Genomic DNA, 22,730 nt, shown 5'->3' with positions numbered 1-22,730 from the left:
GCGTCCGCCGCCCCCAGCCCTCGTAGGATCACGAGCGATCCGAGAACCCAGGAGCCCTCTTGAAGACGATCGACGAACTGCTCTCCGAAGGCGTCGCGGGCAAGCGCGTCTTCGTCCGCGCCGACCTGAACGTCCCGCTGGACGGCACCACCATCACCGACGACGGCCGCATCCGCGCCGTGGTGCCCACCGTCAAGGCCCTGGCGGACGCCGGTGCCCGCGTGATCGTGGCCTCGCACCTGGGCCGCCCCAAGGGCGCCCCGGACCCCGCCTTCTCGCTCGCCCCGGCCGCCGCCCGCCTCGGTGAACTGCTCGGCGCCGACGTCGCCTTCGCCGAGGACACGGTCGGCACCTCCGCGGAGTCCACGGTCACCGGCCTCACCGACGGCGGCGTCGCCGTCATCGAGAACCTGCGCTTCAACGCGGGCGAGACCAGCAAGGACGACGCCGAGCGTGCCGCGTTCGCCGACCGGCTGGCCGGTCTCGCGGACGTCTACGTCGGCGACGGCTTCGGCGCGGTGCACCGCAAGCACGCGTCCGTCTTCGACCTGCCGAAGCGGCTGCCGCACTACGCCGGGTACCTCATCGCCACCGAGGTCGGCGTGCTCAAGAAGCTGACCGACGACGTCAAGCGCCCGTACGTGGTGGCCCTCGGCGGCGCCAAGGTCTCCGACAAGCTCGCCGTCATCGACCAGCTGCTCGGCAGGGCCGACCGGCTGCTCATCGGCGGCGGCATGGCGTACACCTTCCTCAAGGCCAAGGGGTACGAGGTCGGCATCTCCCTGCTCCAGGAGGACCAGATCCCGGCGGTCAAGGAGTACATCGAGCGTGCCGAGAAGAACGGCGTCGAGCTGGTCCTGCCCGTCGACGTCCTGGTCGCGCCCGAGTTCCCCGACCTCAAGACGAAGGCCCCGGCCAACCCCACCACCGTCGCCGCGGACGCCATCCCGGCCGACCAGGAGGGTCTGGACATCGGTCCCGAGACCCGCAAGCTGTACGCATCGAAGCTCGCCGACGCCGCCACCGTCTTCTGGAACGGACCCATGGGCGTCTTCGAGCACCCCGACTACGCCGAGGGCACCAAAGCGGTCGCCCAGGCCCTCGTCGACGCCCCGGGCTTCACCGTGGTCGGCGGCGGCGACTCCGCCGCGGCCGTGCGCACGCTGGGCTTCGACGAGAACGCATTCGGCCACATCTCGACCGGCGGCGGCGCCTCCCTCGAATACCTCGAGGGCAAGACGCTCCCCGGCCTCGCCGCACTGGAGGACTGACCCCGATGACCACCCGCACGCCGCTGATGGCGGGCAACTGGAAGATGAACCTCAACCACCTCGAGGCCATCGCCCACGTCCAGAAGCTCGCCTTCGCCCTCGCGGACAAGGACTACGACGCCGTCGAGGTCGCCGTCCTCGCCCCCTTCACCGACCTGCGCTCCGTGCAGACCCTGGTCGACGGGGACAAGCTGAAGATCAAGTACGGCGCCCAGGACATCTCCGCACACGACGGCGGCGCCTACACCGGCGAGATCTCCGGCCCCATGCTGGCCAAGCTGAAGTGCACGTACGTGGCCGTCGGCCACTCCGAGCGCCGGCAGTACCACGCCGAGACCGACGAGATCGTGAACGCCAAGGTCAAGGCCGCCTACAAGCACGGCCTGACCCCGATCCTGTGCGTCGGCGAGGAGCTGGACGTCCGCGAGGCGGGCAACCACGTCGCCCACACCCTCGCCCAGGTCGAAGGCGGTCTGAAGGACCTCACCGCCGACCAGGCCGAGACGATCGTGATCGCCTACGAGCCGGTGTGGGCCATCGGCACCGGCAAGGTCTGCGGCGCCGACGACGCCCAGGAGGTCTGCGCGGCGATCCGCGGCAAGCTCGCCGAGCTGTACTCCGAGGAGCTGGCCGACAAGGTCCGCATCCAGTACGGCGGCTCCGTCAAGTCCGGCAACGTCGCCGAGATCATGGCGAAGCCCGACATCGACGGCGCCCTGGTCGGCGGCGCCTCGCTGGACTCGGACGAGTTCGTCAAGATCGTCCGCTTCCGCGACCAGTAGCAGGCGCCCGGTCGACAGGCACATCGACCGGCGAGTATGCGCCGGCGGCGATACGTCGTACCCTTGCGGGGGCATGGTGGCCTGCTGTCACCGTGCCCCCGTCGTTCATCCGAATCCGAGGAAGTTGGTCCAGCCGTGGTTTTGGGGTTCTCGATCGCCCTGATCGTCTTCAGCCTGCTGCTGATGCTGCTGGTGCTGATGCACAAGGGGAAGGGCGGCGGCCTCTCCGACATGTTCGGTGGCGGCATGCAGTCGTCCGTCGGCGGCTCCTCGGTCGCCGAGCGCAACCTCGACCGGATCACCGTGGTGGTCGGTCTGGCCTGGTTCGCCTGCATCATGGTGCTCGGCCTGCTCATGAAGGCCAACAACTGACGCGTCCCGTCGACCGTCGCGCCGACCCGTCGGCACTTGTACACGTAAAGCCCCATGTCCGGTACGCGCCTCACCGCGCGGCCTATCATGGGGCTTGCGTCTGCGCACTGGAGCTTGTAACTCCAATCACTGGACGCGCGTTGGGCCTTACGTAGACTGAGGCGCTCGCAGTGAAGCGAAACGCCGACTCGCTTCGCGGCACCATCACGCAGGGAGTTACGACCGTGGCAAGTGGCAACGCGATCCGGGGAAGCCGGGTCGGGGCGGGGCCGATGGGCGAGGCCGAGCGCGGCGAGTCCGCGCCGCGTCTGCGCATCTCCTTCTGGTGCTCCAACGGACACGAGACTCAGCCGAGCTTCGCGAGCGACGCCCAGGTCCCGGAGACCTGGGACTGCCCGCGCTGCGGCTTCCCCGCCGGACAGGACCGGGACAACCCGCCGGACCCGCCGCGCACCGAGCCCTACAAGACCCACCTCGCGTACGTGCGTGAGCGCCGCAGCGACGCGGACGGCGAGGCGATCCTCGCCGAGGCACTCGCGAAACTGCGCGGCGAGATCTAGTTCCGCCTCCGCCGGACGCCTTCGTTCCTGATCATCTAGGTTGGAACAGCTGTACAGCCGGGACAGCTGGGACACCCGAGGAAGAAGGCTGACGTCCGACATGAACGCAGACGGTCGTACCAGGCTCCACCAGACGCCCGAGTGGGCCGCGCTGGCCAAGCACCGCGAGCAGCTCGGCGAGGTGCGGCTGCGCGAGCTGTTCGCCGCCGACCCGGGGCGCGGGACCGGCTGGACGCTCCGCGTGGGAGACCTGTACGTCGACCACTCCAAGCACCTCGCCACCGACGAGACCCTGCGGCTGCTGCGCGAACTGGCCGCCGCCACCGACGTGTTCGGCCTGCGCGACGCGATGTTCCGCGGTGAGCGCATCAACATCACCGAGGACCGGGCCGTGCTGCACACCGCGCTGCGGGCCCCGCGGGACGCGGTGATCGAGGTCGACGGCGAGAACGTGGTCCCCAAGGTGCACGCCGTGCTCGACAAGATGGCCGGTTTCGCCGACCGGGTCCGGGGCGGCGAGTGGACCGGTCACACCGGCAGGCGCATCCGGAACGTCGTCAACATCGGCATCGGCGGCTCGGACCTCGGTCCGGCGATGGCCTACGAGGCGCTGCGGGCCTTCACCGACCGCTCGCTCACCTTCCGCTTCGTCTCCAACGTGGACGGCGCCGACCTGCACGAGGCGGTCCGGGACCTGGACCCGGCCGAGACGCTCTTCATCGTGGCGTCCAAGACGTTCACCACCATCGAGACGGTCACCAACGCCACCTCCGCGCGGACCTGGCTGCTGGACGCGCTGGGTGACGACGCCGCGGTGGCCAAGCACTTCGTGGCGCTGTCGACCAACGCCGAGAAGGTCGCGGACTTCGGCATCGACACGGCCAACATGTTCGAGTTCTGGGACTGGGTCGGCGGCCGGTACTCGTACGACTCGGCGATCGGGCTCTCCCTGATGATCGCCATCGGCCCGGACCGCTTCCGCGAGATGCTCGACGGCTTCCACCTCGTCGACGAACACTTCCGCACCGCTCCCGCCGAGGCCAACGTGCCCTTGCTGATGGGCCTGTTGGGCGTCTGGTACGGCAGCTTCCTGGGCGCGCAGACGCACGCGGTGCTGCCGTACAGCCATTACCTGTCGAAGTTCACCGCGTATCTCCAGCAGTTGGACATGGAGTCCAACGGCAAGTCCGTCGACCGGGACGGGAACCCGGTGGAGTGGCAGACGGGGCCGGTGGTGTGGGGCACGCCGGGCACCAACGGGCAGCACGCGTACTACCAGCTGATCCACCAGGGCACCAAGCTGATCCCGGCGGACTTCATCGGCTTCGCGCGGCCCGTGGGCGAGCTGGGCGACGGGCTGAAGGCCCAGCACGACCTGCTGATGGCCAACTTCTTCGCGCAGACACAGGCGCTCGCCTTCGGCAAGACCCCGGACGAGGTACGCGCCGAGGGGGTGCCCGAGGAACTGGTCCCGCACAAGACCTTCCGCGGCGACCACCCGACGACCACGATCCTCGCACCCGAGCTGACTCCCTCGGTGCTGGGGCAGCTCGTCGCGCTCTACGAGCACAAGGTGTTCGTGCAGGGTGCGGTCTGGAACGTCGATTCGTTCGACCAGTGGGGTGTGGAACTGGGCAAGGTGCTGGCCAAGCGGGTGGAGCCTGCGCTGGGCGAGGGCGCGGAGGTGCCGGGGCTGGATGCCTCCACGGCCGCGCTGGTGGCCGCCTACCGGGAGCTGCGCGGGCGGGTGTGAACGTGCCGAAGGGGCGGCGGGAGGTTTTCGCCCCCGCCGCCCCTTCCCGTTCTCGTCCCCGGGGGCTGCGCCCCCAGACCCCCGCTTCCGGCCTGGACGGCCTCGTCCTCAAGCGCCGGACGGGCTGAGTTATGCCGACGCCGGTGGGTAGAGGGATCTCGGCAATTGGGACGCCGCTGCCGAGTCCAGTAGCCACAGGGTGCGGGCGCGGCCCCGGGCGCCTGCGGCCGGGGCCTGGATCTCGCCCGCGCCCGACAGCGCCATCGCCACCGCGTTCGCCTTGTCCTCGCCCGCCGCCAGCAGCCACACCTCACGGGCGGCGCGGATCGCGGGCAGGGTCAGGGAGATGCGGAGGGGCGGCGGCTTGGGGGAGCCGTGGACGCCGATCACCGTGCGCTCCGTCTCCCGGACCCCGGGGTGCTCCGGGAAGAGCGACGCCACGTGGGTGTCCGGGCCGACGCCGAGGAGCAGGACGTCGAAGGACGGCACCGCGGCGTGGTTCTCGGGGACGGACGCCGTGGCCAGCTCCTGCGCGTAGGCGGCGGCCGCCGCCTCCACGTCCGAGCCGTAGGGGCCGTCGGAGGCCGCCATGGCGTGCACCCGCTTCGGGTCCAGCGGCACCGCGTCGAGCAGAGCCTGGTGCGCCTGGGTGACGTTGCGCTCCGGGTCGCCCTCCGGCAGGAAGCGCTCGTCGCCCCACCACAGGTCGAGCCGGCCCCAGTCGATTGCGTCCCGGGCCGGGGAGCCCGCCAGGGCCGCGAGCAGGCCGTTGCCGTTTCGGCCGCCGGTGAGGACCACGGACGCGCTGCCCCGGGAGGCCTGCGCGTCCACGATCTTCGTGATGAGGCGGGCCGCCGCGGCCTCGGCCATCAGCTCCTTGTCACGGTGCACGACCAGCTGCGGGGTGTCGCTCATTTCGCCGCCGCCTTCCTCACCGGTGTCTTCTCCTGCGCCGCGTCCTTCGCGGGAGCCTTCGCGACCGACCCGACGGGAACGGCGACCGCGCGGGCGCCTCCGTCGTCGCCCGCGTCCCCTTTGGCCGGGGCGTTCAGCCGGTCCACCCCGTACCGCAGCGCCGAGGCGTACGTGTCGTCCGGGTCCAGGCGCCGCAGCTCCTCCGCGATCAGCTCGGCCGTGTCACGGCGCTTGAGCGCGACCGCGCGGGCCGGCTGGCCCTGGATGGAGAGGTTCGCCAGCGAGCCGTCGGCCCGGTCCAGGACGACCGGACCGCAGTCGGTGTCCATGCGGACCGCGGTGAGCCCCGGCCCGTTCGACACCGTGCGCTTCACCGGCACGTCCAGCCGGTCGGCGAGCCACATCGCGAGCAGCTCACAGCTCGGGTTGAACTCCTCGCCCTCCACCTCGACCGACTGCACCCGGCAGTCGACCTGGTCGAGGGCCGCCGCCAGCATCGAGCGCCACGGCGTGATGCGGGTCCACGACAGGTCCGTGTCGCCCGGCGCGTAGGCGTCGGCACGGGCCACCAGCTCCCGTATCGGCTCCTCGCAGGCGTAGGTGTCGGTGACCCGGCGCTGGGCGAGGGCGCCCAGAGGGTCCTTCGCCGGGTCCAGCGGCGCGTTCACCGGCCACCAGACCACGACCGGCGCGTCCGGCAGCAGCAGCGGCAGGACCACCGACTGGGCGTGGTCGACGACGTCGCCGTACAGCCGCAGCACGATCGTCTCGCCGGTGCCCGCGTCGGCACCGAGGCGCACCTCGGCGTCCAGCCGGGACTGGGTGCGGTCCCGGGGCGAGCGCGAGACCCGCTTGATGACCAGGAGCGTGCGCGAGGGGTGCTCGTGCGCGGCGTCGCTCGCGGCCTTCAGCGCGTCGTAGGCGTTCTCCTCGTCGGTGACGATGACCAGGGTGAGCACCATGCCGATGGCCGGGGTGCCGATGGCCCGGCGGCCGAGGACCAGCGCCTTGTTGATCTTGCTGGCGGTGGTGTCCGTGAGGTCCGTCTTCATGGGCGGCGCCAGCTCCGTCCGTCTCGTTCCAGCATGTCGTCCGCCTCGACGGGCCCCCAGGTGCCGGCCGGGTACTGCGCCGGGGTGCCGTGGGCGTCCCAGTACTCCTCGATCGGGTCGAGGATCTTCCAGGACAGCTCGACCTCCTCCGTGCGCGGGAAGAGGTTGGCGTCGCCCAGGAGGACGTCCAGGATCAGGCGTTCGTACGCCTCCGGGCTGGACTCGGTGAAGGACTCGCCGTAGGCGAAGTCCATCGACACGTCCCGGATCTCCATCGAGGTGCCCGGCACCTTGGAACCGAAGCGGACGGTGACGCCCTCGTCGGGCTGGACGCGGATGACGATCGCGTTCGAGCCGAGTTCCTCGGTGGCCGTCGTGTCGAAGGGGGAGTGCGGGGCCCGCTGGAAGACGACCGCGATCTCGGTGACCCGGCGGCCGAGGCGCTTGCCGGTGCGCAGGTAGAAGGGGACGCCCGCCCAGCGGCGGTTGTCGATGCCGACCTTGATCGCGGCGTAGGTGTCGGTCTTCGACTTGGGGTCGATTCCCTCCTCCTCCAGGTAGCCGACGGCCTTGGCGCCGCCCTGCCACCCGGCCGCGTACTGGCCGCGCACGGTGTCCCGGCCCAGGTCCTTGGGGAGGCGGACCGCGCCGAGCACCTTGGTCTTCTCCGCCGCCAGCGCGTCCGCGTCGAAGGAGGCGGGCTCCTCCATGGCGGTCAGCGCGAGCAGCTGGAGCAGGTGGTTCTGGATGACGTCGCGGGCGGCGCCGATGCCGTCGTAGTAGCCGGCCCGGCCGCCGATGCCGATGTCCTCGGCCATGGTGATCTGGATGTGGTCCACATAGGACCGGTTCCAGATCGGCTCGAACATCGTGTTGGCGAAGCGCAGCGCCAGGATGTTCTGGACGGTCTCCTTGCCCAGGTAGTGGTCGATGCGGAAGACCTGGTCGGAGCCGAAGACCTCGTGGACGATCGCGTTCAGTTCCTCGGCCGACTTCAGGTCGTGGCCGAACGGCTTCTCGATCACCGCGCGCCGCCAGGAACCGCTCGACTGGTCGGCGAGACCGTGCTTCTTCAGCTGCTGGATGACCACCGGGAAGGACTTCGGCGGCACCGACAGGTAGAAGGCGAAGTTGCCGCCCGTGCCCTGTGCCTTGTCCAGCTCCTCGATGGTGCCGCGCAGGCGCTCGAAGGCGTCGTCGTCGTCGAAGGTGCCCTGGACGAAGCGCATCCCCTGGATGAGCTGCTGCCAGACCTCCTCGCGGAACGGCGTGCGGGAGTGCTCCTTGACGGCGTCGTGCACGACCTGGGCGAAGTCCTCGTGCTCCCAGTCGCGGCGGGCGAACCCGACGAGCGAGAAGCCCGGCGGCAGCAGGCCCCGGTTGGCGAGGTCGTACACGGCGGGCATGAGCTTCTTGCGGGACAGATCGCCGGTGACGCCGAAAATGACCAGACCCGACGGCCCCGCGATGCGCGGGAGCCGTCGGTCTGCGGGGTCACGCAGCGGATTGCTGCTTGACAATTGTCAGCCCTTCGAGGGAGCGAGGCGCTTGAGCTCCGCCTCCGTGGACTTCAACAGGTCGTTCCAGGCGTCCTCGAACTTGTCGACGCCTTCCTTCTCCAGGAGCTGGACCACCTCGTCGTAGGAGATCCCGAGCTTCTCGACCGCGTCGAGGTCGGCACGGGCCTGCTCGTACGTCCCGGAGACGGCGTCCCCGGTGATCTCGCCGTGGTCCTCGGTGGCCAGCAGCGTGGCCTCCGGCATGGTGTTGACCGTGTTCGGCGCGACCAGGTCGGTGACGTACATGGTGTCGCTGTACGCCTTGTCCTTGACACCGGTCGACGCCCACAGCGGACGCTGCTTGTTGGCGCCGGCCTTCTCCAGGGCGGCCCAGCGGTCGGTGCCGAAGACCTCCTCGTACGCCTGGTAGGCGAGGCGCGCGTTGGCGACGGCGGCCTTGCCGCGCAGCGCCTTGGCCTCGTCGGTGCCGAGCGCGTCGATCCGCTTGTCGATCTCGGTGTCCACGCGGGACACGAAGAAGGACGCCACGGAGTGGATCTCGGAGAGGTCCAGGCCGCGCTCCTTGGCCTTCTCCAGGCCGGTCAGGAAGGCGTCCATGACCTTGCGGTAGCGCTCCAGCGAGAAGATCAGCGTGACGTTGACGCTGATGCCCAGGCCGATGGTCTCGGCGATGGCCGGCAGGCCCGCCTCGGTGGCCGGGATCTTGATGAAGGTGTTGGGCCGGTCCACCAGCCACGCCAGCTGCTTGGCCTCGGCCACCGTGGCGTGGGTGTTGTGCGCCAGGCGCGGGTCCACCTCGATGGAGACCCGGCCGTCCTTGCCGCCGGTGTTGTCGAAGACCGGGCGCAGGATGTCGGCGGCGTCGCGGACGTCCGCCGTGGTGATCATGCGGATGGCCTCTTCGACCGTGACCCCGCGGACGGCGAGGTCGGCGAGCTGCTGGTCGTAGCCGTCGCCCTGCGAGATCGCCTTCTGGAAGATCGACGGGTTGGTGGTGACGCCCACGACGTGCTGCTGGTCGATCAGCTCGGCGAGGTTGCCGGACGTGATCCGCTTGCGCGACAGGTCGTCCAGCCAGATCGCGACGCCTTCATCGGAGAGGCGCTTGAGTGCGTCTGTCATGGAAAATGCATCTCCTACGTGTCGTGTATGGGCGTCAGCGCTGGGCAGCGGCGAGGGATTCCCGCGCGGCGGAGGCCACGTTCTCGGCGGTGAAACCGAACTCCTTGAAGAGCACCTTGGCGTCCGCCGAAGCACCGAAGTGCTCCAGGGAGACGATCCGGCCGGCGTCCCCCACGTACTTGTGCCAGGTCAGTCCGATCCCGGCCTCGACCGCGACACGGGCCCTCACGGACGGGGGCAGGACGCTGTCCCGGTACCCCTGGTCCTGCTGCTCGAACCACTCCACGGACGGCATGGACACCACTCGGGTCGGCACACCGTCGGCCTGGAGCTGCTCGCGCGCCTCGACGGCGACGTGCACCTCGGAACCGGTCGCGATGAGGACGACCTGCGCCTCGGTGCTCTGCCCTTCGGGCCCTTCCGCCTCGAACAGCACGTAGCCGCCCTTGGCCGCGTCCTCGTTGGGCTCGTACGTCGGCACACCCTGGCGGGTCAGCGCCAGACCGTGCGGCTGGCCCTTGCCGAACTCCTTCGTCCAGCGGCGCAGGATCTCCCGCCAGGCGATCGCCGTCTCGTTGGCGTCGGCGGGACGCACCACGTTCAGGCCCGGGATGGCGCGCAGCGAGGCCAGGTGCTCGACCGGCTGGTGGGTCGGGCCGTCCTCGCCCAGACCGATGGAGTCGTGCGTCCACACGTACGTCACCGGCAGGTGCATCAGCGCGGACAGACGGACGGCGTTGCGCATGTAGTCCGAGAAGACCAGGAACGTTCCGCCGTAGATACGGGTGTTCCCGTGCAGCGCGATGCCGTTCATCTCCGCGGCCATCGCGTGCTCGCGGATGCCGAAGTGGATGGTGCGGCCGTACGGGTCCGCCTCCGGCAGCGGGTTGCCCGCCGGGAGGAAGGACGACGTCTTGTCGATCGTCGTGTTGTTCGAGCCCGCGAGGTCGGCCGAGCCGCCCCACAGCTCCGGGACCACCGCGCCGAGCGCCTGGAGCACCTTGCCGGACGCGGCGCGGGTCGCGAGGCCCTTGCCCGCCTCGAAGACCGGGATCTTCTCCTCCCAGCCCTTGGGCAGCTCGCCCTTGGCCACGCGGTCGTACTCGGCGGCGCGCTCCGGGTTGTTGTCCCGCCACTGCTGGAAGGACTTCTCCCACACCGCGCGGGCCGCCTGGCCCTTCTCCAGTGCCTTGCGGGTGTGCTCGATGACCTCGTCGGAGACCTCGAACGACTTCTCCGGGTCGAAGCCCAGGACCCGCTTGGTCGCCGCGACCTCGTCGTCGCCGAGCGCCGAGCCGTGCGCGGCCTCGGTGTTCTGCGCGTTCGGGGCGGGCCAGGCGATGATCGAGCGCATCGCGATGAAGGAGGGGCGGTCGGTGACCTTCTTCGCCGCCTCGATCGCGTCGTAGATCGCGTTCGGGTCCAGGTCGCCGTCCGGCTTCGGGGCGACGCGCTGGACGTGCCAGCCGTACGCCTCGTACCGCTTGCAGGTGTCCTCGGAGACCGCGGTCTCGGTGTCGCCCTCGATGGAGATGTGGTTGTCGTCCCACAAAAGCACCAGGTTGCCGAGCTTCTGGTGCCCGGCCGTGGAGGACGCCTCGGCGGAGATGCCCTCCTGGAGGCAGCCGTCACCGGCGATGCAGAAGACGAAGTGGTCGAACGGGGAGGTGCCCTCGGGGGCCTCCGGGTCGAACAGGCCGCGCTCGTAACGGGCGGCCATCGCCATGCCCACCGCGTTGGCCACACCCTGGCCCAGCGGACCGGTCGTGGTCTCGACGCCGGTGGTGTGGCCGTACTCCGGGTGACCGGGGGTCTTGGAGCCCCAGGTGCGGAAGGACTCGAGGTCCGCCAGCTCCAGGCCGAAGCCGGCCAGGTACAGCTGGGTGTAGAGGGTCAGGGACGAGTGGCCCGCGGACAGCACGAAACGGTCGCGCCCGACCCAGTTCGCGTCGGCGGGGTCGTGCCGCATCACCTTCTGGAAGAGGGTGTAGGCGGCGGGCGCCAGGCTCATCGCCGTACCCGGATGGCCGTTGCCAACCTTCTGTACGGCATCGGCGGCCAGGACGCGGGCGGTGTCCACGGCCCGCTGGTCCAGTTCGGTCCACTCGAGGTCTGTGGTGGTCGGCTTGGTGCTCACCCTGAGTCAGGGCTCCTCTCCACATGTCGGTTGCCGGTGCACGAGTGCACGGGCTGCCGGCGCGTCCGTGAGTCGGCCGGCCATTGCCGAGCCTACCCCCGTAAGTACGTGCGTTTTTCCGCTGGAAACCAGACTGCCGGGACTCTTCCCGATCCGCCTGTCGACTGGGTGAAACCGCATTCGGCAAGTGAATACGGAGCCGCTCATCTGACCGCTCAATCGACTCTCCGAACGCACGTCGGAGCGCCCTCGCCAACACGAGCCCACCCCCGCGAAGGCCGAGGTATGGGCAACGTCTAAAGTGGCGTGGTACGCGCGAGCCTTTACCGCCACTTCACACGGGGGAGGCTCGCTGGGATGTCTCTGTCAGGGGTGTGCGTGACGGCCGTTGAATCCCGTCCTGCGGGGGTAATCGGGACGAGCCAGAGCCCGAGTCACCGGCCGTTCGGGGCCCGTGTCAAGGCGTTCGTGGCGCTGACCAAGCCGCGGATCATCGAGCTTCTGCTGATCACCACCGTTCCGGTGATGTTCCTGGCCGAACAGGGTGTTCCGAATCTGAAGCTGGTGCTGCTGACCTGTGTCGGCGGCTACCTGTCGGCCGGTGGCGCCAACGCGCTGAACATGTACATCGACCGCGACATCGACGCGCTGATGGACCGGACCTCGCAGCGCCCGCTGGTGACCGGCATGGTCAGCCCGGTCGAATGCCTCGTCTTCGGCATCACCCTGGCGATCGTCTCGACGCTGATGTTCGGGTTCACCGTCAACTGGCTGTCGGCGTGGCTCTCGCTCGGCGCGCTCCTCTTCTACGTCGTCGTCTACACGATGATCCTCAAGCGCCGCACCTCCCAGAACATCGTCTGGGGCGGCATCGCCGGCTGCCTGCCGGTGCTCATCGGCTGGTCGGCCGTGACCAACTCGATGTCCTGGGCGCCGATCATCCTCTTCGGGGTGATGTTCTTCTGGACGCCGCCGCACTACTGGCCGCTGTCCATGAAGGTCAAGGAGGACTACGCGCGCGTGGGCGTGCCGATGCTCCCGGTGATCGCCTCCAACAAGGTGGTCGCCCGGCAGATCGTCATCTACAGCTGGGTGATGGTCGTCGTGTCGCTGCTGCTGACGCCGCTCGGCTACACCGGCTGGTTCTACACGGCGGTCGCCGTGGCGGCCGGCGGCATGTGGCTGTGGGAGGCGCACGGGCTGCAGAACCGCGCCAAGGCCGAGGTGACCGGCGGCAAGCTCAAGGAGATGCGGCTGTTCCACTGGTCCATCACCTACGTGTCGGTGCTGTTCCTCGCCATCGCGGTGGACCCCTTCCTGCGCTGAAACCTTCGGAAACGGGCGGGGTGCGTGGTCAAGGCCACGCACCCCGCCCGTCGCCGTTGGATCTACCCGTCGGTAGCATCCTGGTCATGGCAGACACGCAGCAGGCTGACGCGAAGGCCGAGCGCGAGACGACGCGCCTCGCCCGGCGGATCGACTCCTTCTCCAAGGCGCACGGCGGTGCCGAGGGCCAGGTGGCCCACCTCGGTGAACGCGGCGCCCGGATCGTGCTGGTCGGCGAGGACGGCGCCTGGGGCGACCTGGTCGCCCGCTCCCACGAGACGGCGCTGAAGGCCGTGGAGAAGTCCGGGATCACCCTCCACGAGGACTTCGACGGCGAGTTCGCCGCCAAGGTGAGGACCGGCCCCTACGAGTGGTCCCGCATGGCGGGCATCCAGGTCGGCGGGCCCAGCAACACCTGAGGCCGGGTTCACCCGTTAGGACCGTAGGAAGCCGCAAGGCGCACGGTCCCAGCACGGGGAGCCCGGATGATCGAAACGCCGACCCTGGTGGACCAGTACTGCCACGGCGTCATGAGAACGGAGCTGGGCCTCGGCACCTTCGAGGCCCAGCTGGCCCGCACCGAGGGTCCGCCCGCACCGGGCACCACCCTCTTCGACACCCAGACCGGCTTCGCGGTACGCCGCTGGTGCCCGCCGTTGCTCGGCCTGGAACCGCACTGCCCGCCCGCCCGCTACCTGGCCCGGCGCCGTGAACTGGGCGTCATGGAGGCCGACCGCCGGCTGCTGCGCGGCAGCGGCATCACCACCTACCTGATCGACGCGGGACTGCCCGGCGACCTCACCGGGCCCGCCGAGATGGCCTCCGCCGCGGACGCGGACACCCGCGAGATCGTGCGTCTGGAACTCCTCGCCGAACAGGTCGCCGACACCTCCGGCACCGTCGAGTCCTTCCTCGCCAACCTCGCCGAGGCCGTGCACGGCGCCGCCGCGAACGCGGTCGCCTTCACCTCCGTCGCCGGGGTACGGCACGGCCTGGCGCTCGCCCCGGAGCCGCCGTGCCCCGGCGAGGTGCGCGGGGCCGCCGCCCGCTGGCTCACCGGGCGCGAGGTCGGCGGGGAGCTGAGCGACCCGGTGCTGCTGCGCCACCTGCTGTGGATCGCCGTCGCCTCGGGCCTGCCGCTCCAGCTGCACGCGGGCCTCGGCGAGCCGGGCCTGCGCATCGACCGCACCGATCCGGTCCTGCTCACCGACTTCGTACGGGCCACCGCCGGACTCGGCACCGACCTGGTCCTGCTGCACGGCTACCCCTACCACCGCCACGCCGCCCACCTGGCCGGTGTCTTCCCGCACGTCTACGCCGACTCCGGCGCCGCCCTGGTGCGCACCGGCGCCCGCGCGGCGACGGTCCTCGCGGAGATCCTGGAGCTGGCCCCCTTCGGCAAGATCCTGTTCTCCAGCGGCGCCCAGGGACTGCCGGAGCTGCACGTGGTCGCGGCCCGGCTCTTCCGCGAGGCCCTCGGCCGGGTGCTGGGCACCTGGGTGGCCGAGGGGGCCTGGTCGCTCGGGGACGCGCAACGGGTGGCGGGGATGATCGCCTCGGGGAACGCCGGGCGGGTGTACGGACTGGAGTGACGGGTGTACACGCCGGAGTCGGTCGTCGAGACTGGGCGCATGCCGACCGACGCCTTGCTCGACCGCTTCCTCACCGCCCTCACGCCCCTCGACCCCGTCGCCGTCTGGGCGCACGGTTCACTGGGCGCGGGGGACTACCAGGAGGGCCGCAGCGACCTGGACCTGATCGCGGTCCTGCCCCGGCCGGCCACCGCCCGCACCGCCTGGCGGCTCGGGCTGCTCCACGCCCGCCTGCGCGCCGAACCCCTGGCCGGACTGCTGCACTGCACGTACCTGTCGCCGGACACGGTCGCCGACCCCGACCAGCGGCATCTGACCTGGGCCCACCAACAGCTCTTCAAGCGGACGGTCACCCCGGTCACCCGGCGTGAACTCCACAGCTTCGGCCGGGTCCTGCACGGCGAGTCGCCGGAGCGGCTGCTGCCGCCGGTGGCGGACCCGGAACTGTCCGGGTTCGTCGTCCGCGACCAGCGGGACTTCTGGCGGCCGCACGTGCGCCGGGCGGAGCTGTGGCGGGAGGCCGTCTGGGTCGACCTGGGCCTGCTCACCTTCGCCCGCGCCACCGTCACGCTGCGCGAGGGCCGCCTGATCACCAAGCGGGAGGCGCTGGACGAGCTGCCCGCCCTCGGCGCTCCGGGCGAGGTCGTCGAGGACATCACCGAACGGCGGTACGGGAAGGGCACCCGGCCCGCGGCCACGGCGGAGTGGACCGCCCGCCGCGCCGAGCTGACCCGGAGCTACCTGGGACCGGCCATCGACACGCTGGTGGCTTCGTACTCCTGAGCGGGCAGCCCCGGCACCGTTTCCTCCGGCCGCTCGCGCAGCGCCAGCAGCACCCGCAGCACCGCGATCCACACCAGGCACGAGCCGAGCATGTGCAGGCCGACGAGGACCTCGGGCAGGTCGGTGAAGTACTGGACGTACCCGATGACCCCCTGCGCCAGCAGCACCAGGAACAGGTCGCGGGTGCGGGCCAGCGGGCCCTTGGGCGCGTCGACCGCCTTCAGCACGAACCAGAGGGCGAACGTCAGCGTCACCACGATCCACGCCAGGACGGCGTGCACCTTGCTGATCATCTCCCAGTCGAGCGGCATCCGCGGGACGTCGCTGGAGTCACCCGCGTGGGGCCCCGCGCCGGTCACCACGGTGCCGACCGCGATCAGCAGGACCGAGACGGCGGTCAGCACCCACATCAGCTGCTGGACCGCCTTGCCGACCAGGGGGCGCGGTGCCGCGTCGCCCTCCCGGGTGCGCTGCCACATCACGGTCGCCACGGCGATCAGGGCCGTGGAGAGCAGGAAGTGGGCCGCGACGGTGTACGGGTTGAGGCCGACCAGGACCACGATGCCACCGAGGACGGCGTTGCCCATCACGATCCAGAACTGGAGCCAGCCCAGCCGGGTCACACTGCGCCGGTACGGCTTCTGCGACCGTGCGGCGATGATCGCCCAGCCGACCGCGGCGCACAGCACGTAGGTCAGCATGCGGTTGCCGAACTCGATGATGCCGTGGAAGCCCATCGCGCTCGTGGTGGTGAGCGAATCGTCGGTGCACTTCGGCCAGGTCGGGCAGCCGAGGCCCGAGCCGGTGAGGCGTACGGCACCGCCGGTGACGACGATGACCACCGCCATGGCGAGCGCGATGAGGGCCGCCCGCTGGACCGTCCGGGGATGCGGGGTCCAGCGCGCGGCGATGAAGGCGAGCGGGTTGCGCACGGCGGCTGCGGCGTCGGCGCGGGTCACGTTTGGCACGCCGTCCATCGTAGGGGCCCTGCTTGTGCACGCTTTCACGAGGGTCGGTCCCGGGCATGTGTTCTTACTCCCAGCGGAAGAACTTCCCGGCGGCCGCGAGCCCCACGACCGCCCACACGGCGAGGACGCCCAGGTCGCCCCAGGGCATCGAGGCCCCGTGCTGGAGGACGTCCCGCAGCCCGTCCGACAGGGCGGAGATCGGCAGCAGCCCCAGCACGTCCTGCGCCGCGTCCGGGAACTTGTCCAGCGGCACGATCACCCCGCCGCCCACCAGGAGCAGCAGGAAGACCAGGTTGGCGGCGGCCAGCGTGGCCTCCGCCTTCAGCGTGCCGGCCATGAGCAGACCGAGCCCGGAGAAGGCGGCGGTGCCGAGGACCAGGAGCAGCAGCACGGCCGCCGGGTTGCCGTGCGGCGACCAGCCCAGCGCGAAGGCGATCAAAGTGAGCAGCACGATCTGGAGCACCTCGGTGACCAGGACCGACGCCGTCTTCGCGGTCATCAGGGCCCAGCGCGGCAGCGGGGAGGCCGCCAGCCGCTTCAGCACCCCGTACCGGCGCTCGAAGCCGGTGGCGATGGCCTGCCCGGTGAACGCCGTCGACATCACGGCCAGCGCGAGGATGCCGGGGGCGAGGAAGTCGACCGCCTCTCCGGCTCCGGTGTCGATGATGTCCACGGAGCTGAACAGGACGAGCAGCAGCGTCGGGATGATCACCGTCAGCAGCAGCTGCTCGCCGTTGCGCAGCAGCATCTTCGTCTCGAGCACGGCCTGCGCCGCGATCATCCGCCCGAGGGGTGCGGCGCCGGGCCTGGGCGCGTACGTCCCGGAGGCCCCGGGTGTTCCCGTGCCCCCCGGTGTCCCTGTGGTCGTGGTCACCCGCGCAGCTCCTTGCCGGTCAGCTCCAGAAAGACGTCCTCCAGCGTGTGCCGCTCCACCGAGATCCGGTCCGGCATCACCCCGTGCTGGGCGCACCAGGAGGTCACCGTCGCGAGCAGCTGCGGGTCGACCTCGCCGTTCACCCGGTAGGAGCCCGGGGTCAGCTCGGCGGCCGCGGAGTCGGGGGGCAGCGCCTTGAGCAGGGACGCGACGTCCAGTCCCGGGCGGCCCGTGAACCGCAGGGTGTTCTCGGCGCCGCCGCGGCACAGCTGCTCGGGGGAGCCCTGGGCGACGACCCGGCCGGTGTCGACGATGGCCACGTCGTCGGCCAGCTGCTCGGCCTCGTCCATGTGGTGCGTGGTGAGGATCACCGAGACGCCGTCGCCGCGCAGGTCCCGCACGAGGTCCCAGGTGGCGCGGCGGGCCTGCGGGTCGAGACCGGCGGTCGGTTCGTCCAGGAACACCAGCTCCGGGCGCCCGACCACGGCCATCGCGAGGGCGAGCCGCTGCTGCTGCCCGCCGGAGAGCCTGCGGTACGTGGTGCGGCCGCACGAGCCGAGACCGAGGCGCTCGATCAGCGCGTCCACGTCCAGCGGATGGGCGTGCAGCTTCGCCACGTGGCGCAGCATCTCGTCGGCGCGGGCGCCGGAGTAGACGCCGCCGGACTGGAGCATGACGCCGATCCGGGGCCGCAGCTCGGAGCCCTGTCTCACCGGGTCGAGGCCCAGCACGCGCACCGTGCCGGAGTCCGGCCTCCGATACCCCTCGCAGGTCTCGACCGTGGTCGTCTTGCCCGCCCCGTTGGGGCCGAGGACGGCGGTGACGCCCGGGCGGGCCACCAGGTCGAGGCCGTTCACCGCGGTCTTCGTGCCGTACCGCTTCACCAGGGCCTGGACCTGGACCACGGGCTCACTTCGCATGGGTCACGAGTCTAGGTAGGCGGACGACCGGCCGGGCGCGGGGGTGTGGAAAACCTCCTGGAACCCGGGACGGGACTCACTCGCGGGGGCGGTGCACGGGCAGCCACCGTTCGGCGTAGGCGACCGCGTCCGGCAGCGGGAACAGGCGTACGTCGGCCGCGCCGACCCTGCCGCGCACGACGGGCCGGTCCCGCTCGAAGTCGTGGCCCAGTTCGTCGAAGCGCTCCGAGGTGATCGACACCTCGGTCACCCGCTCCCAGCCCACCGGCCCCGGGCGTCCCACCTCCACCAGCGGGGCGGGGATCCGGTACTCGGCGAGGTGGAAGGCGGTGCACGCGTGGTAGCCCGCGCCGAGCAGCAGGACCCGGGCGTCCAGCCGTTCCAGCGTGGCCAGCGGGCTGCGCTCGCCCAGCCGACAGTCCCTCGCGTGGCCCGCGACCACCTCGTCGGCGCGGGCGCCGAGGGCCGCGAAGGACGTCTGCGGATGGGCGCTGCGCCGGGCGCCGGGCCAGGTGCGCACCGTCTCCGGGACCACCCCGACACCGCGCGAGGGCGAGATCCGGGGGTCGTAGGCGGGCGTCGCCGCGCGCACGGCCTCCCACCACTCCTCGGGCACCGGCGGGCTGGTCCACAGGGCCGGGTCGGAGAGGTCTCCGGTCTGGGTCGGGACCACCAGGGTGCCGCTGGGACCGAGTACGTCGAGCAGCGCCTGGACCACCGCGACGGGGCCCCCGCAGACCCAGCCGAGCGCGCTGAGGGAGGAGTGCACGAGGAGGGTGTCGCCGGTCCGCACACCCAGTTCGCGCAGTGCGGCGGCGATCGTGCCGCGGGTGACGAGTGGGCCGGTCGGAGGGGGTGTGGGCATGCGGGGGAGTGTTCCGGAAGCCGCTCGCGGACGCCAGTGGATCGCCCCGCCGCTGATCGATCAAAGATCGTTTCCGCAGGTCACCTTAGGTATGCCTAAGTGACGCAGGGCACCGTTCGATGATCCGGACGCGGCTTGCCCACCCCGGAGGAATTACGCAACAATGGCGTTGTGAAAAACGTCGGTGAGGCTCCGCAGGAGGAACTCGCGACCGGTGAGCGGTCCACCCGCAACCGGGTCGCGCGCTCCATCCTGGACCACGGGCCGTCCACCGTCGCCGAGCTGGCCGGACGCCTGGGCCTGACCCAGGCCGCCGTCCGGCGCCACCTCGACGCCCTGGTCGCCGACGACGTGGTCGAGCCCCGCGAGCAGCGGGTCTACGGCACGCGCACGCGCGGGCGGCCCGCCAAGGTCTTCGCGCTCACCGACTGCGGCCGGGACGCCTTCGACCAGTCGTACGACAAGCTGGCCGCCGACGCCCTGCGCTGGATCGCCGAGCAGGAGGGCGGGGAGCAGGCGATCGCCGCCTTCGCCCGCGCCCGGATCGCCGCCCAGTCGGGCGCGTACCGCGCGGCCGTCGAATCCGCCCCCGCCGACAAGCGCACCGAAGCGCTGGCCAAGGCCCTGAGCGAGGACGGGTACGCTGCTACCGCGCGGAGCGCACCCCACCCCCAGCAGGGCGAGCAGTTGTGCCAGCACCACTGCCCGGTCGCCCACGTCGCGGAGCAGTTCCCCCAGCTGTGCGAGGCGGAGACGGAATTTTTCGCCGAGCTGCTCGGTACGCATGTACAGCGCCTCGCGACCATCGCGCACGGCGACGGGGTCTGCACCACGTTCATTCCGAAGACTTCGAAGCCCCCCGAAACGTCCGAGACGGCTTCCGAGACGCTTTCCAAGACCCACAACGCATCTGCAAGCACGGCCGGGAGGAACCCCGCATGACTCTCCCCACGGAGACTGCTCACCCTGAGCTCGAGGGCCTGGGCAAGTACGAATACGGCTGGGCCGACTCCGACACGGCCGGCGCCTCTGCCAAGCGCGGCATCAACGAGGACGTCGTCCGCGACATCTCCGCGAAGAAGAACGAGCCGGAGTGGATGACCAAGCTCCGTCTCAAGGGCCTGCGCCTCTTCGAGAAGAAGCCCATGCCGAACTGGGGCTCGGACCTGTCGGGGATCGACTTCGACAACATCAAGTACTTCGTGCGCTCCACGGAGAAGCAGGCGGAGTCCTGGGAGGACCTGCCCGAGGACATCAAGAACACGTACGACAAGCTCGGCATCCCCGAGGCGGAGAAGCAGCGCCTCGTCGCCGGTGTCGCCGCGCAGTACGAGTCCGAGGTCGTCTACCACCAGATCCGCGAGGACCTGGAGGAGCAGGGCGTCATCTTCCTGGACACCGACACGGCGCTCAAGGAGCACCCGGAGCTGTTCAAGGAGTACTTCGGCACCGTCATCCCCGTCGGTGACAACAAGTTCGCCTCGCTGAACAGCGCCGTGTGGTCCGGCGGCTCCTTCATCTACGTGCCGAAGGGCGTGCACGTCGAGATCCCGCTCCAGGCCTACTTCCGGATCAACACGGAGAACATGGGCCAGTTCGAGCGGACCCTGATCATCGTCGACGAGGGTGCCTACGTGCACTACGTCGAGGGCTGCACCGCGCCGATCTACAAGTCGGACTCGCTGCACTCCGCGGTCGTCGAGATCATCGTCAAGAAGAACGCCCGCTGCCGCTACACGACCATCCAGAACTGGTCGAACAACGTCTACAACCTGGTCACCAAGCGCGCCGTGGCGTACGAGGGCGCGACCATGGAGTGGATCGACGGCAACATCGGCTCCAAGGTGACGATGAAGTACCCGGCCGTCTACCTGATGGGCGAGCACGCCAAGGGCGAGACCCTGTCCATCGCCTTCGCGGGCGAGGGCCAGCACCAGGACGCCGGCTCCAAGATGGTCCACATGGCGCCGAACACCTCGTCCAACATCGTCTCGAAGTCCGTGGCGCGCGGCGGCGGCCGCACCTCCTACCGCGGCCTGGTGGAGATCGGCGAGGGTGCCCACGGCTCCAAGTCGAACGTGCTGTGCGACGCGCTGCTCGTCGACACCATCTCCCGCTCCGACACGTACCCCTACGTGGACGTCCGCGAGGACGACGTGTCCATGGGCCACGAGGCGACCGTCTCCAAGGTCTCCGAGGACCAGCTCTTCTACCTGATGAGCCGCGGTCTGAGCGAGTTCGAGGCGATGGCGATGATCGTGCGCGGCTTCGTCGAGCCGATCGCCAAGGAGCTGCCCATGGAGTACGCCCTGGAGCTGAACCGGCTGATCGAGCTGCAGATGGAAGGCGCGGTCGGTTAAGACCCGCCCCGAAGCAGTCGCCAGATATCTGACGTAGGAAGAGAGCAGACCGACAGCCATGGCTGAGGCTCAGAACATCCCCGTGGGGTCCACCACCGCGGGCCAGATCGCGGTGGCCGCCGAGTCGACCGTCGCCACGCGCATGAGCGCGCCCGCGTCCTTCGACGTGGCGGACTTCCCGGTCCCCCACGGCCGCGAGGAGGAATGGCGGTTCACCCCGCTGGAGCGGCTGCGCGGGCTGCACGACGGCACCGCCGTCGCCACCGGTGACGGCGTGAAGGTCGACATCGACGCGCCCGAGGGCGTCGTCGTCGAGACCGTCGGCCGCGACGACGCGCGCATCGGCCGGGCCGGGACCCCCGTGGACCGGGTCGCCGCCCAGGCCTACTCGGCGTTCGAGAAGGCCGGCGTGATCACCGTCCCCAAGGAGACGGTCCTCACCGAGCCGATCCGCATCGTCGTGCACGGCCAGGGCGGCACCGCCTACGCCCACCAGGTCGTCGAGCTGGGCGCCTTCGCCGAGGCCGTGGTCGTCATCGACCACTCCGGTGACGCGGTGCTCGCCGCCAACGTCGACTACGTCCTGGGCGACGGCGCCAAGCTGACCGTCGTCTCCGTCCAGGACTGGGACGACAAGGCCGTGCACGTCGGCCAGCACAACGCGCTGATCGGCCGGGACGCCACCTTCAAGTCCTTCGTGGTCACCTTCGGCGGCGACCTGGTCCGGCTGCACCCGCGCGTGGCCTACGCGGGCCCCGGCGGCGAGGCCGAGCTGTTCGGCCTGTACTTCACCGACGCGGGCCAGCACCAGGAGCACCGCCTCCTGGTCGACCACAACGTCCCGCACTGCAAGTCCAACGTCGTCTACAAGGGCGCGCTCCAGGGCGACGACGCGCACGCGGTCTGGATCGGCGACGTGCTCATCGAGGCCGCGGCCGAGGGCACCGACACCTACGAGATGAACCGCAACCTCGTCCTCACCGACGGCGCGCGGGTCGACTCGGTGCCGAACCTGGAGATCGAGACCGGCGAGATCGTCGGCGCCGGCCACGCCTCCGCGACCGGCCGCTTCGACGACGAGCAGCTCTTCTACCTGATGGCGCGCGGCATCCCCGAGCTGGACGCCCGCCGCCTGGTGGTCCGCGGCTTCTTCGCCGAGCTGGTCCAGCAGATCGGCGTCGCCGACATCGAGGAGCGCCTCCTCACCAAGATCGATGAGGAGCTGGAGGCGTCGGTCGCATGACCTTCGTACGCGTCTGTGGAGCGGACGAGCTGGAGGAGGACACCCCCAAGCGGGTGGAACTCGACGGCACGCCGATCTCCGTCGTGCGGACCGAGGGCGAGCTGTTCGCGATCCACGACATCTGCTCGCACGCGAACGTCTCCCTCGCCGAGGGCGAGGTCGACGACTGCCACATCGAGTGCTGGCTGCACGGCTCGCGCTTCGACCTCCGTTCCGGCAAGCCCGACAGTCTTCCGGCGACGCGCCCCGTCCCCGTATACCCCGTAAAGATCGAAGGGGACGACGTGCTCGTCTCCCTCACCCAGGAGTCCTGAG

At 70.5% G+C, this 22,730-nt stretch carries 22 protein-coding genes; 13 read left to right on the top strand and 9 right to left on the bottom strand.

Going from position 1 to position 22,730, the window contains the following annotated elements:
- Window positions 1-59: 59 nt before the first annotated feature.
- From ACGH52_RS10215 to pgi, 5 genes are all read left to right on the top strand, one after another.
- Window positions 60-1,271, top strand: a complete 1,212-nt coding sequence (locus ACGH52_RS10215; protein WP_076973808.1) for a phosphoglycerate kinase — start codon at window positions 60-62, stop codon at window positions 1,269-1,271.
- A 5-nt stretch (window positions 1,272-1,276) separates the two neighbouring features.
- Window positions 1,277-2,053, top strand: a complete 777-nt coding sequence (gene tpiA / locus ACGH52_RS10210) for a triose-phosphate isomerase (protein WP_076973807.1) — start codon at window positions 1,277-1,279, stop codon at window positions 2,051-2,053.
- Window positions 2,054-2,188: 135 nt separating this feature from the next.
- Window positions 2,189-2,425 (top strand): preprotein translocase subunit SecG, encoded by a 237-nt coding sequence (gene secG, locus ACGH52_RS10205; RefSeq protein ID WP_016325957.1) that lies wholly within the window; start codon window positions 2,189-2,191, stop codon window positions 2,423-2,425.
- Between the two features lie 224 nt (window positions 2,426-2,649).
- Window positions 2,650-2,985: an RNA polymerase-binding protein RbpA gene (locus ACGH52_RS10200; RefSeq protein WP_003976875.1), complete on the top strand. Its 336-nt coding sequence runs from the start codon at window positions 2,650-2,652 to the stop codon at window positions 2,983-2,985.
- 100 nt (window positions 2,986-3,085) lie between these two features.
- Window positions 3,086-4,738 (top strand): glucose-6-phosphate isomerase, encoded by a 1,653-nt coding sequence (gene pgi / locus ACGH52_RS10195; protein WP_399938682.1) that lies wholly within the window; start codon window positions 3,086-3,088, stop codon window positions 4,736-4,738.
- 129 nt (window positions 4,739-4,867) lie between these two features.
- Here pgi and pgl read toward each other — a convergent pair whose 3' ends face one another.
- Genes pgl through tkt form a run of 5 tightly spaced genes read right to left on the bottom strand, consistent with a single transcriptional unit; the run spans window position 4,868 to window position 11,484 of the window.
- Window positions 4,868-5,653 carry a 6-phosphogluconolactonase gene (gene pgl / locus ACGH52_RS10190; RefSeq protein WP_076973805.1) on the bottom strand — a complete coding sequence of 262 codons (786 nt, stop codon included), beginning with the start codon at window positions 5,651-5,653 and terminating at the stop codon, window positions 4,868-4,870.
- Window positions 5,650-6,705: a glucose-6-phosphate dehydrogenase assembly protein OpcA gene (gene opcA, locus ACGH52_RS10185; protein WP_076973804.1), complete on the bottom strand. Its 1,056-nt coding sequence runs from the start codon at window positions 6,703-6,705 to the stop codon at window positions 5,650-5,652. The genes pgl and opcA overlap by 4 nt, the downstream gene beginning before the upstream one ends.
- Window positions 6,702-8,225 carry a glucose-6-phosphate dehydrogenase gene (gene zwf, locus ACGH52_RS10180; protein WP_059301786.1) on the bottom strand — a complete coding sequence of 508 codons (1,524 nt, stop codon included), beginning with the start codon at window positions 8,223-8,225 and terminating at the stop codon, window positions 6,702-6,704. The genes opcA and zwf overlap by 4 nt, the downstream gene beginning before the upstream one ends.
- A 3-nt stretch (window positions 8,226-8,228) precedes the next feature.
- Entirely contained in the window at window positions 8,229-9,347 is a 1,119-nt protein-coding gene (gene tal, locus ACGH52_RS10175; protein WP_121704183.1) for a transaldolase, read from the bottom strand.
- A 34-nt stretch (window positions 9,348-9,381) separates the two neighbouring features.
- Window positions 9,382-11,484, bottom strand: coding sequence for a transketolase (gene tkt / locus ACGH52_RS10170; protein WP_361464323.1), 2,103 nt, complete (start codon window positions 11,482-11,484; stop codon window positions 9,382-9,384).
- Window positions 11,485-11,856: 372 nt separating this feature from the next.
- On the opposite strand from tkt, the gene ACGH52_RS10165 reads away from it, so the two are divergent.
- The 4 genes from ACGH52_RS10165 to ACGH52_RS10150 all read left to right on the top strand — a co-directional run bounded on the left by ACGH52_RS10165 (window position 11,857) and on the right by ACGH52_RS10150 (window position 15,185).
- Window positions 11,857-12,810: a heme o synthase gene (locus tag ACGH52_RS10165; RefSeq protein WP_193777861.1), complete on the top strand. Its 954-nt coding sequence runs from the start codon at window positions 11,857-11,859 to the stop codon at window positions 12,808-12,810.
- 86 nt (window positions 12,811-12,896) lie between these two features.
- Entirely contained in the window at window positions 12,897-13,229 is a 333-nt protein-coding gene (locus ACGH52_RS10160) for a hypothetical protein (RefSeq protein WP_059301790.1), read from the top strand.
- Between the two features lie 66 nt (window positions 13,230-13,295).
- Window positions 13,296-14,402, top strand: coding sequence for an amidohydrolase family protein (locus ACGH52_RS10155; RefSeq protein WP_399938678.1), 1,107 nt, complete (start codon window positions 13,296-13,298; stop codon window positions 14,400-14,402).
- Between the two features lie 39 nt (window positions 14,403-14,441).
- Window positions 14,442-15,185, top strand: a complete 744-nt coding sequence (locus tag ACGH52_RS10150) for a nucleotidyltransferase domain-containing protein (protein WP_193777860.1) — start codon at window positions 14,442-14,444, stop codon at window positions 15,183-15,185.
- On the opposite strand, the gene ACGH52_RS10145 is transcribed toward ACGH52_RS10150, so the two are convergent.
- The 4 genes from ACGH52_RS10145 to ACGH52_RS10130 form a co-directional block, all read right to left on the bottom strand.
- Window positions 15,140-16,162: a heme A synthase gene (locus ACGH52_RS10145; protein WP_399938676.1), complete on the bottom strand. Its 1,023-nt coding sequence runs from the start codon at window positions 16,160-16,162 to the stop codon at window positions 15,140-15,142. The genes ACGH52_RS10150 and ACGH52_RS10145 overlap by 46 nt on opposite strands.
- A gap of 55 nt (window positions 16,163-16,217) precedes the next feature.
- Window positions 16,218-17,027 (bottom strand): ABC transporter permease, encoded by an 810-nt coding sequence (locus ACGH52_RS10140; RefSeq protein ID WP_399938675.1) that lies wholly within the window; start codon window positions 17,025-17,027, stop codon window positions 16,218-16,220.
- Entirely contained in the window at window positions 17,024-17,947 is a 924-nt protein-coding gene (locus tag ACGH52_RS10135; protein ID WP_076973795.1) for an ABC transporter ATP-binding protein, read from the bottom strand. The genes ACGH52_RS10140 and ACGH52_RS10135 overlap by 4 nt, the downstream gene beginning before the upstream one ends.
- Window positions 17,948-18,023: 76 nt before the next feature.
- Window positions 18,024-18,812 carry an aminoglycoside N(3)-acetyltransferase gene (locus ACGH52_RS10130; protein WP_121704189.1) on the bottom strand — a complete coding sequence of 263 codons (789 nt, stop codon included), beginning with the start codon at window positions 18,810-18,812 and terminating at the stop codon, window positions 18,024-18,026.
- Between the two features lie 171 nt (window positions 18,813-18,983).
- On the opposite strand from ACGH52_RS10130, the gene ACGH52_RS10125 reads away from it, so the two are divergent.
- From ACGH52_RS10125 to ACGH52_RS10110, 4 genes are read left to right on the top strand one after another with little or no spacing between them, the layout of a single operon-like run.
- Window positions 18,984-19,754 carry a metalloregulator ArsR/SmtB family transcription factor gene (locus ACGH52_RS10125; RefSeq protein ID WP_059301797.1) on the top strand — a complete coding sequence of 257 codons (771 nt, stop codon included), beginning with the start codon at window positions 18,984-18,986 and terminating at the stop codon, window positions 19,752-19,754.
- Entirely contained in the window at window positions 19,751-21,172 is a 1,422-nt protein-coding gene (sufB, locus tag ACGH52_RS10120; RefSeq protein ID WP_003976894.1) for a Fe-S cluster assembly protein SufB, read from the top strand. Before ACGH52_RS10125 ends, sufB begins: the two co-directional genes overlap by 4 nt.
- Window positions 21,173-21,230: 58 nt before the next feature.
- A complete protein-coding gene (gene sufD, locus ACGH52_RS10115; protein ID WP_399938672.1) occupies window positions 21,231-22,415 on the top strand; it encodes a Fe-S cluster assembly protein SufD in 1,185 nt (394 codons plus the stop codon).
- Entirely contained in the window at window positions 22,412-22,729 is a 318-nt protein-coding gene (locus tag ACGH52_RS10110; RefSeq protein WP_003976896.1) for a non-heme iron oxygenase ferredoxin subunit, read from the top strand. Before sufD ends, ACGH52_RS10110 begins: the two co-directional genes overlap by 4 nt.
- Window position 22,730: the final 1 nt, after the last annotated feature.

The sequence above is a fragment of the Streptomyces sp. BBFR25 genome, from assembly GCF_044590125.1.
GTDB classification, from domain to species: Bacteria; Actinomycetota; Actinomycetes; order Streptomycetales; family Streptomycetaceae; genus Streptomyces; species Streptomyces canus_D.
Note: the sequence above shows the minus strand (reverse complement) of the source record. Positions and strands in the feature narration are given on the sequence as shown.

Excerpts from the sequence above, each read along its gene's own strand:
- tpiA (WP_076973807.1), top strand. The coding sequence starts at position 1,277 with ATGACCACCCGCACGCCGCTGATGGCGGGCAACTGGAAGATGAACCTC.
- pgi (WP_399938682.1), top strand. The coding sequence starts at position 3,086 with ATGAACGCAGACGGTCGTACCAGGCTCCACCAGACGCCCGAGTGGGCC.
- pgl (WP_076973805.1), bottom strand. The coding sequence starts at position 5,653 with ATGAGCGACACCCCGCAGCTGGTCGTGCACCGTGACAAGGAGCTGATG.
- opcA (WP_076973804.1), bottom strand. The coding sequence starts at position 6,705 with ATGAAGACGGACCTCACGGACACCACCGCCAGCAAGATCAACAAGGCG.
- tal (WP_121704183.1), bottom strand. The coding sequence starts at position 9,347 with ATGACAGACGCACTCAAGCGCCTCTCCGATGAAGGCGTCGCGATCTGG.
- ACGH52_RS10160 (WP_059301790.1), top strand. The coding sequence starts at position 12,897 with ATGGCAGACACGCAGCAGGCTGACGCGAAGGCCGAGCGCGAGACGACG.
- ACGH52_RS10155 (WP_399938678.1), top strand. The coding sequence starts at position 13,296 with ATGATCGAAACGCCGACCCTGGTGGACCAGTACTGCCACGGCGTCATG.
- ACGH52_RS10150 (WP_193777860.1), top strand. The coding sequence starts at position 14,442 with ATGCCGACCGACGCCTTGCTCGACCGCTTCCTCACCGCCCTCACGCCC.
- ACGH52_RS10145 (WP_399938676.1), bottom strand. The coding sequence starts at position 16,162 with ATGGACGGCGTGCCAAACGTGACCCGCGCCGACGCCGCAGCCGCCGTG.
- ACGH52_RS10135 (WP_076973795.1), bottom strand. The coding sequence starts at position 17,947 with ATGCGAAGTGAGCCCGTGGTCCAGGTCCAGGCCCTGGTGAAGCGGTAC.
- ACGH52_RS10130 (WP_121704189.1), bottom strand. The coding sequence starts at position 18,812 with ATGCCCACACCCCCTCCGACCGGCCCACTCGTCACCCGCGGCACGATC.
- sufB (WP_003976894.1), top strand. The coding sequence starts at position 19,751 with ATGACTCTCCCCACGGAGACTGCTCACCCTGAGCTCGAGGGCCTGGGC.
- sufD (WP_399938672.1), top strand. The coding sequence starts at position 21,231 with ATGGCTGAGGCTCAGAACATCCCCGTGGGGTCCACCACCGCGGGCCAG.
- ACGH52_RS10110 (WP_003976896.1), top strand. The coding sequence starts at position 22,412 with ATGACCTTCGTACGCGTCTGTGGAGCGGACGAGCTGGAGGAGGACACC.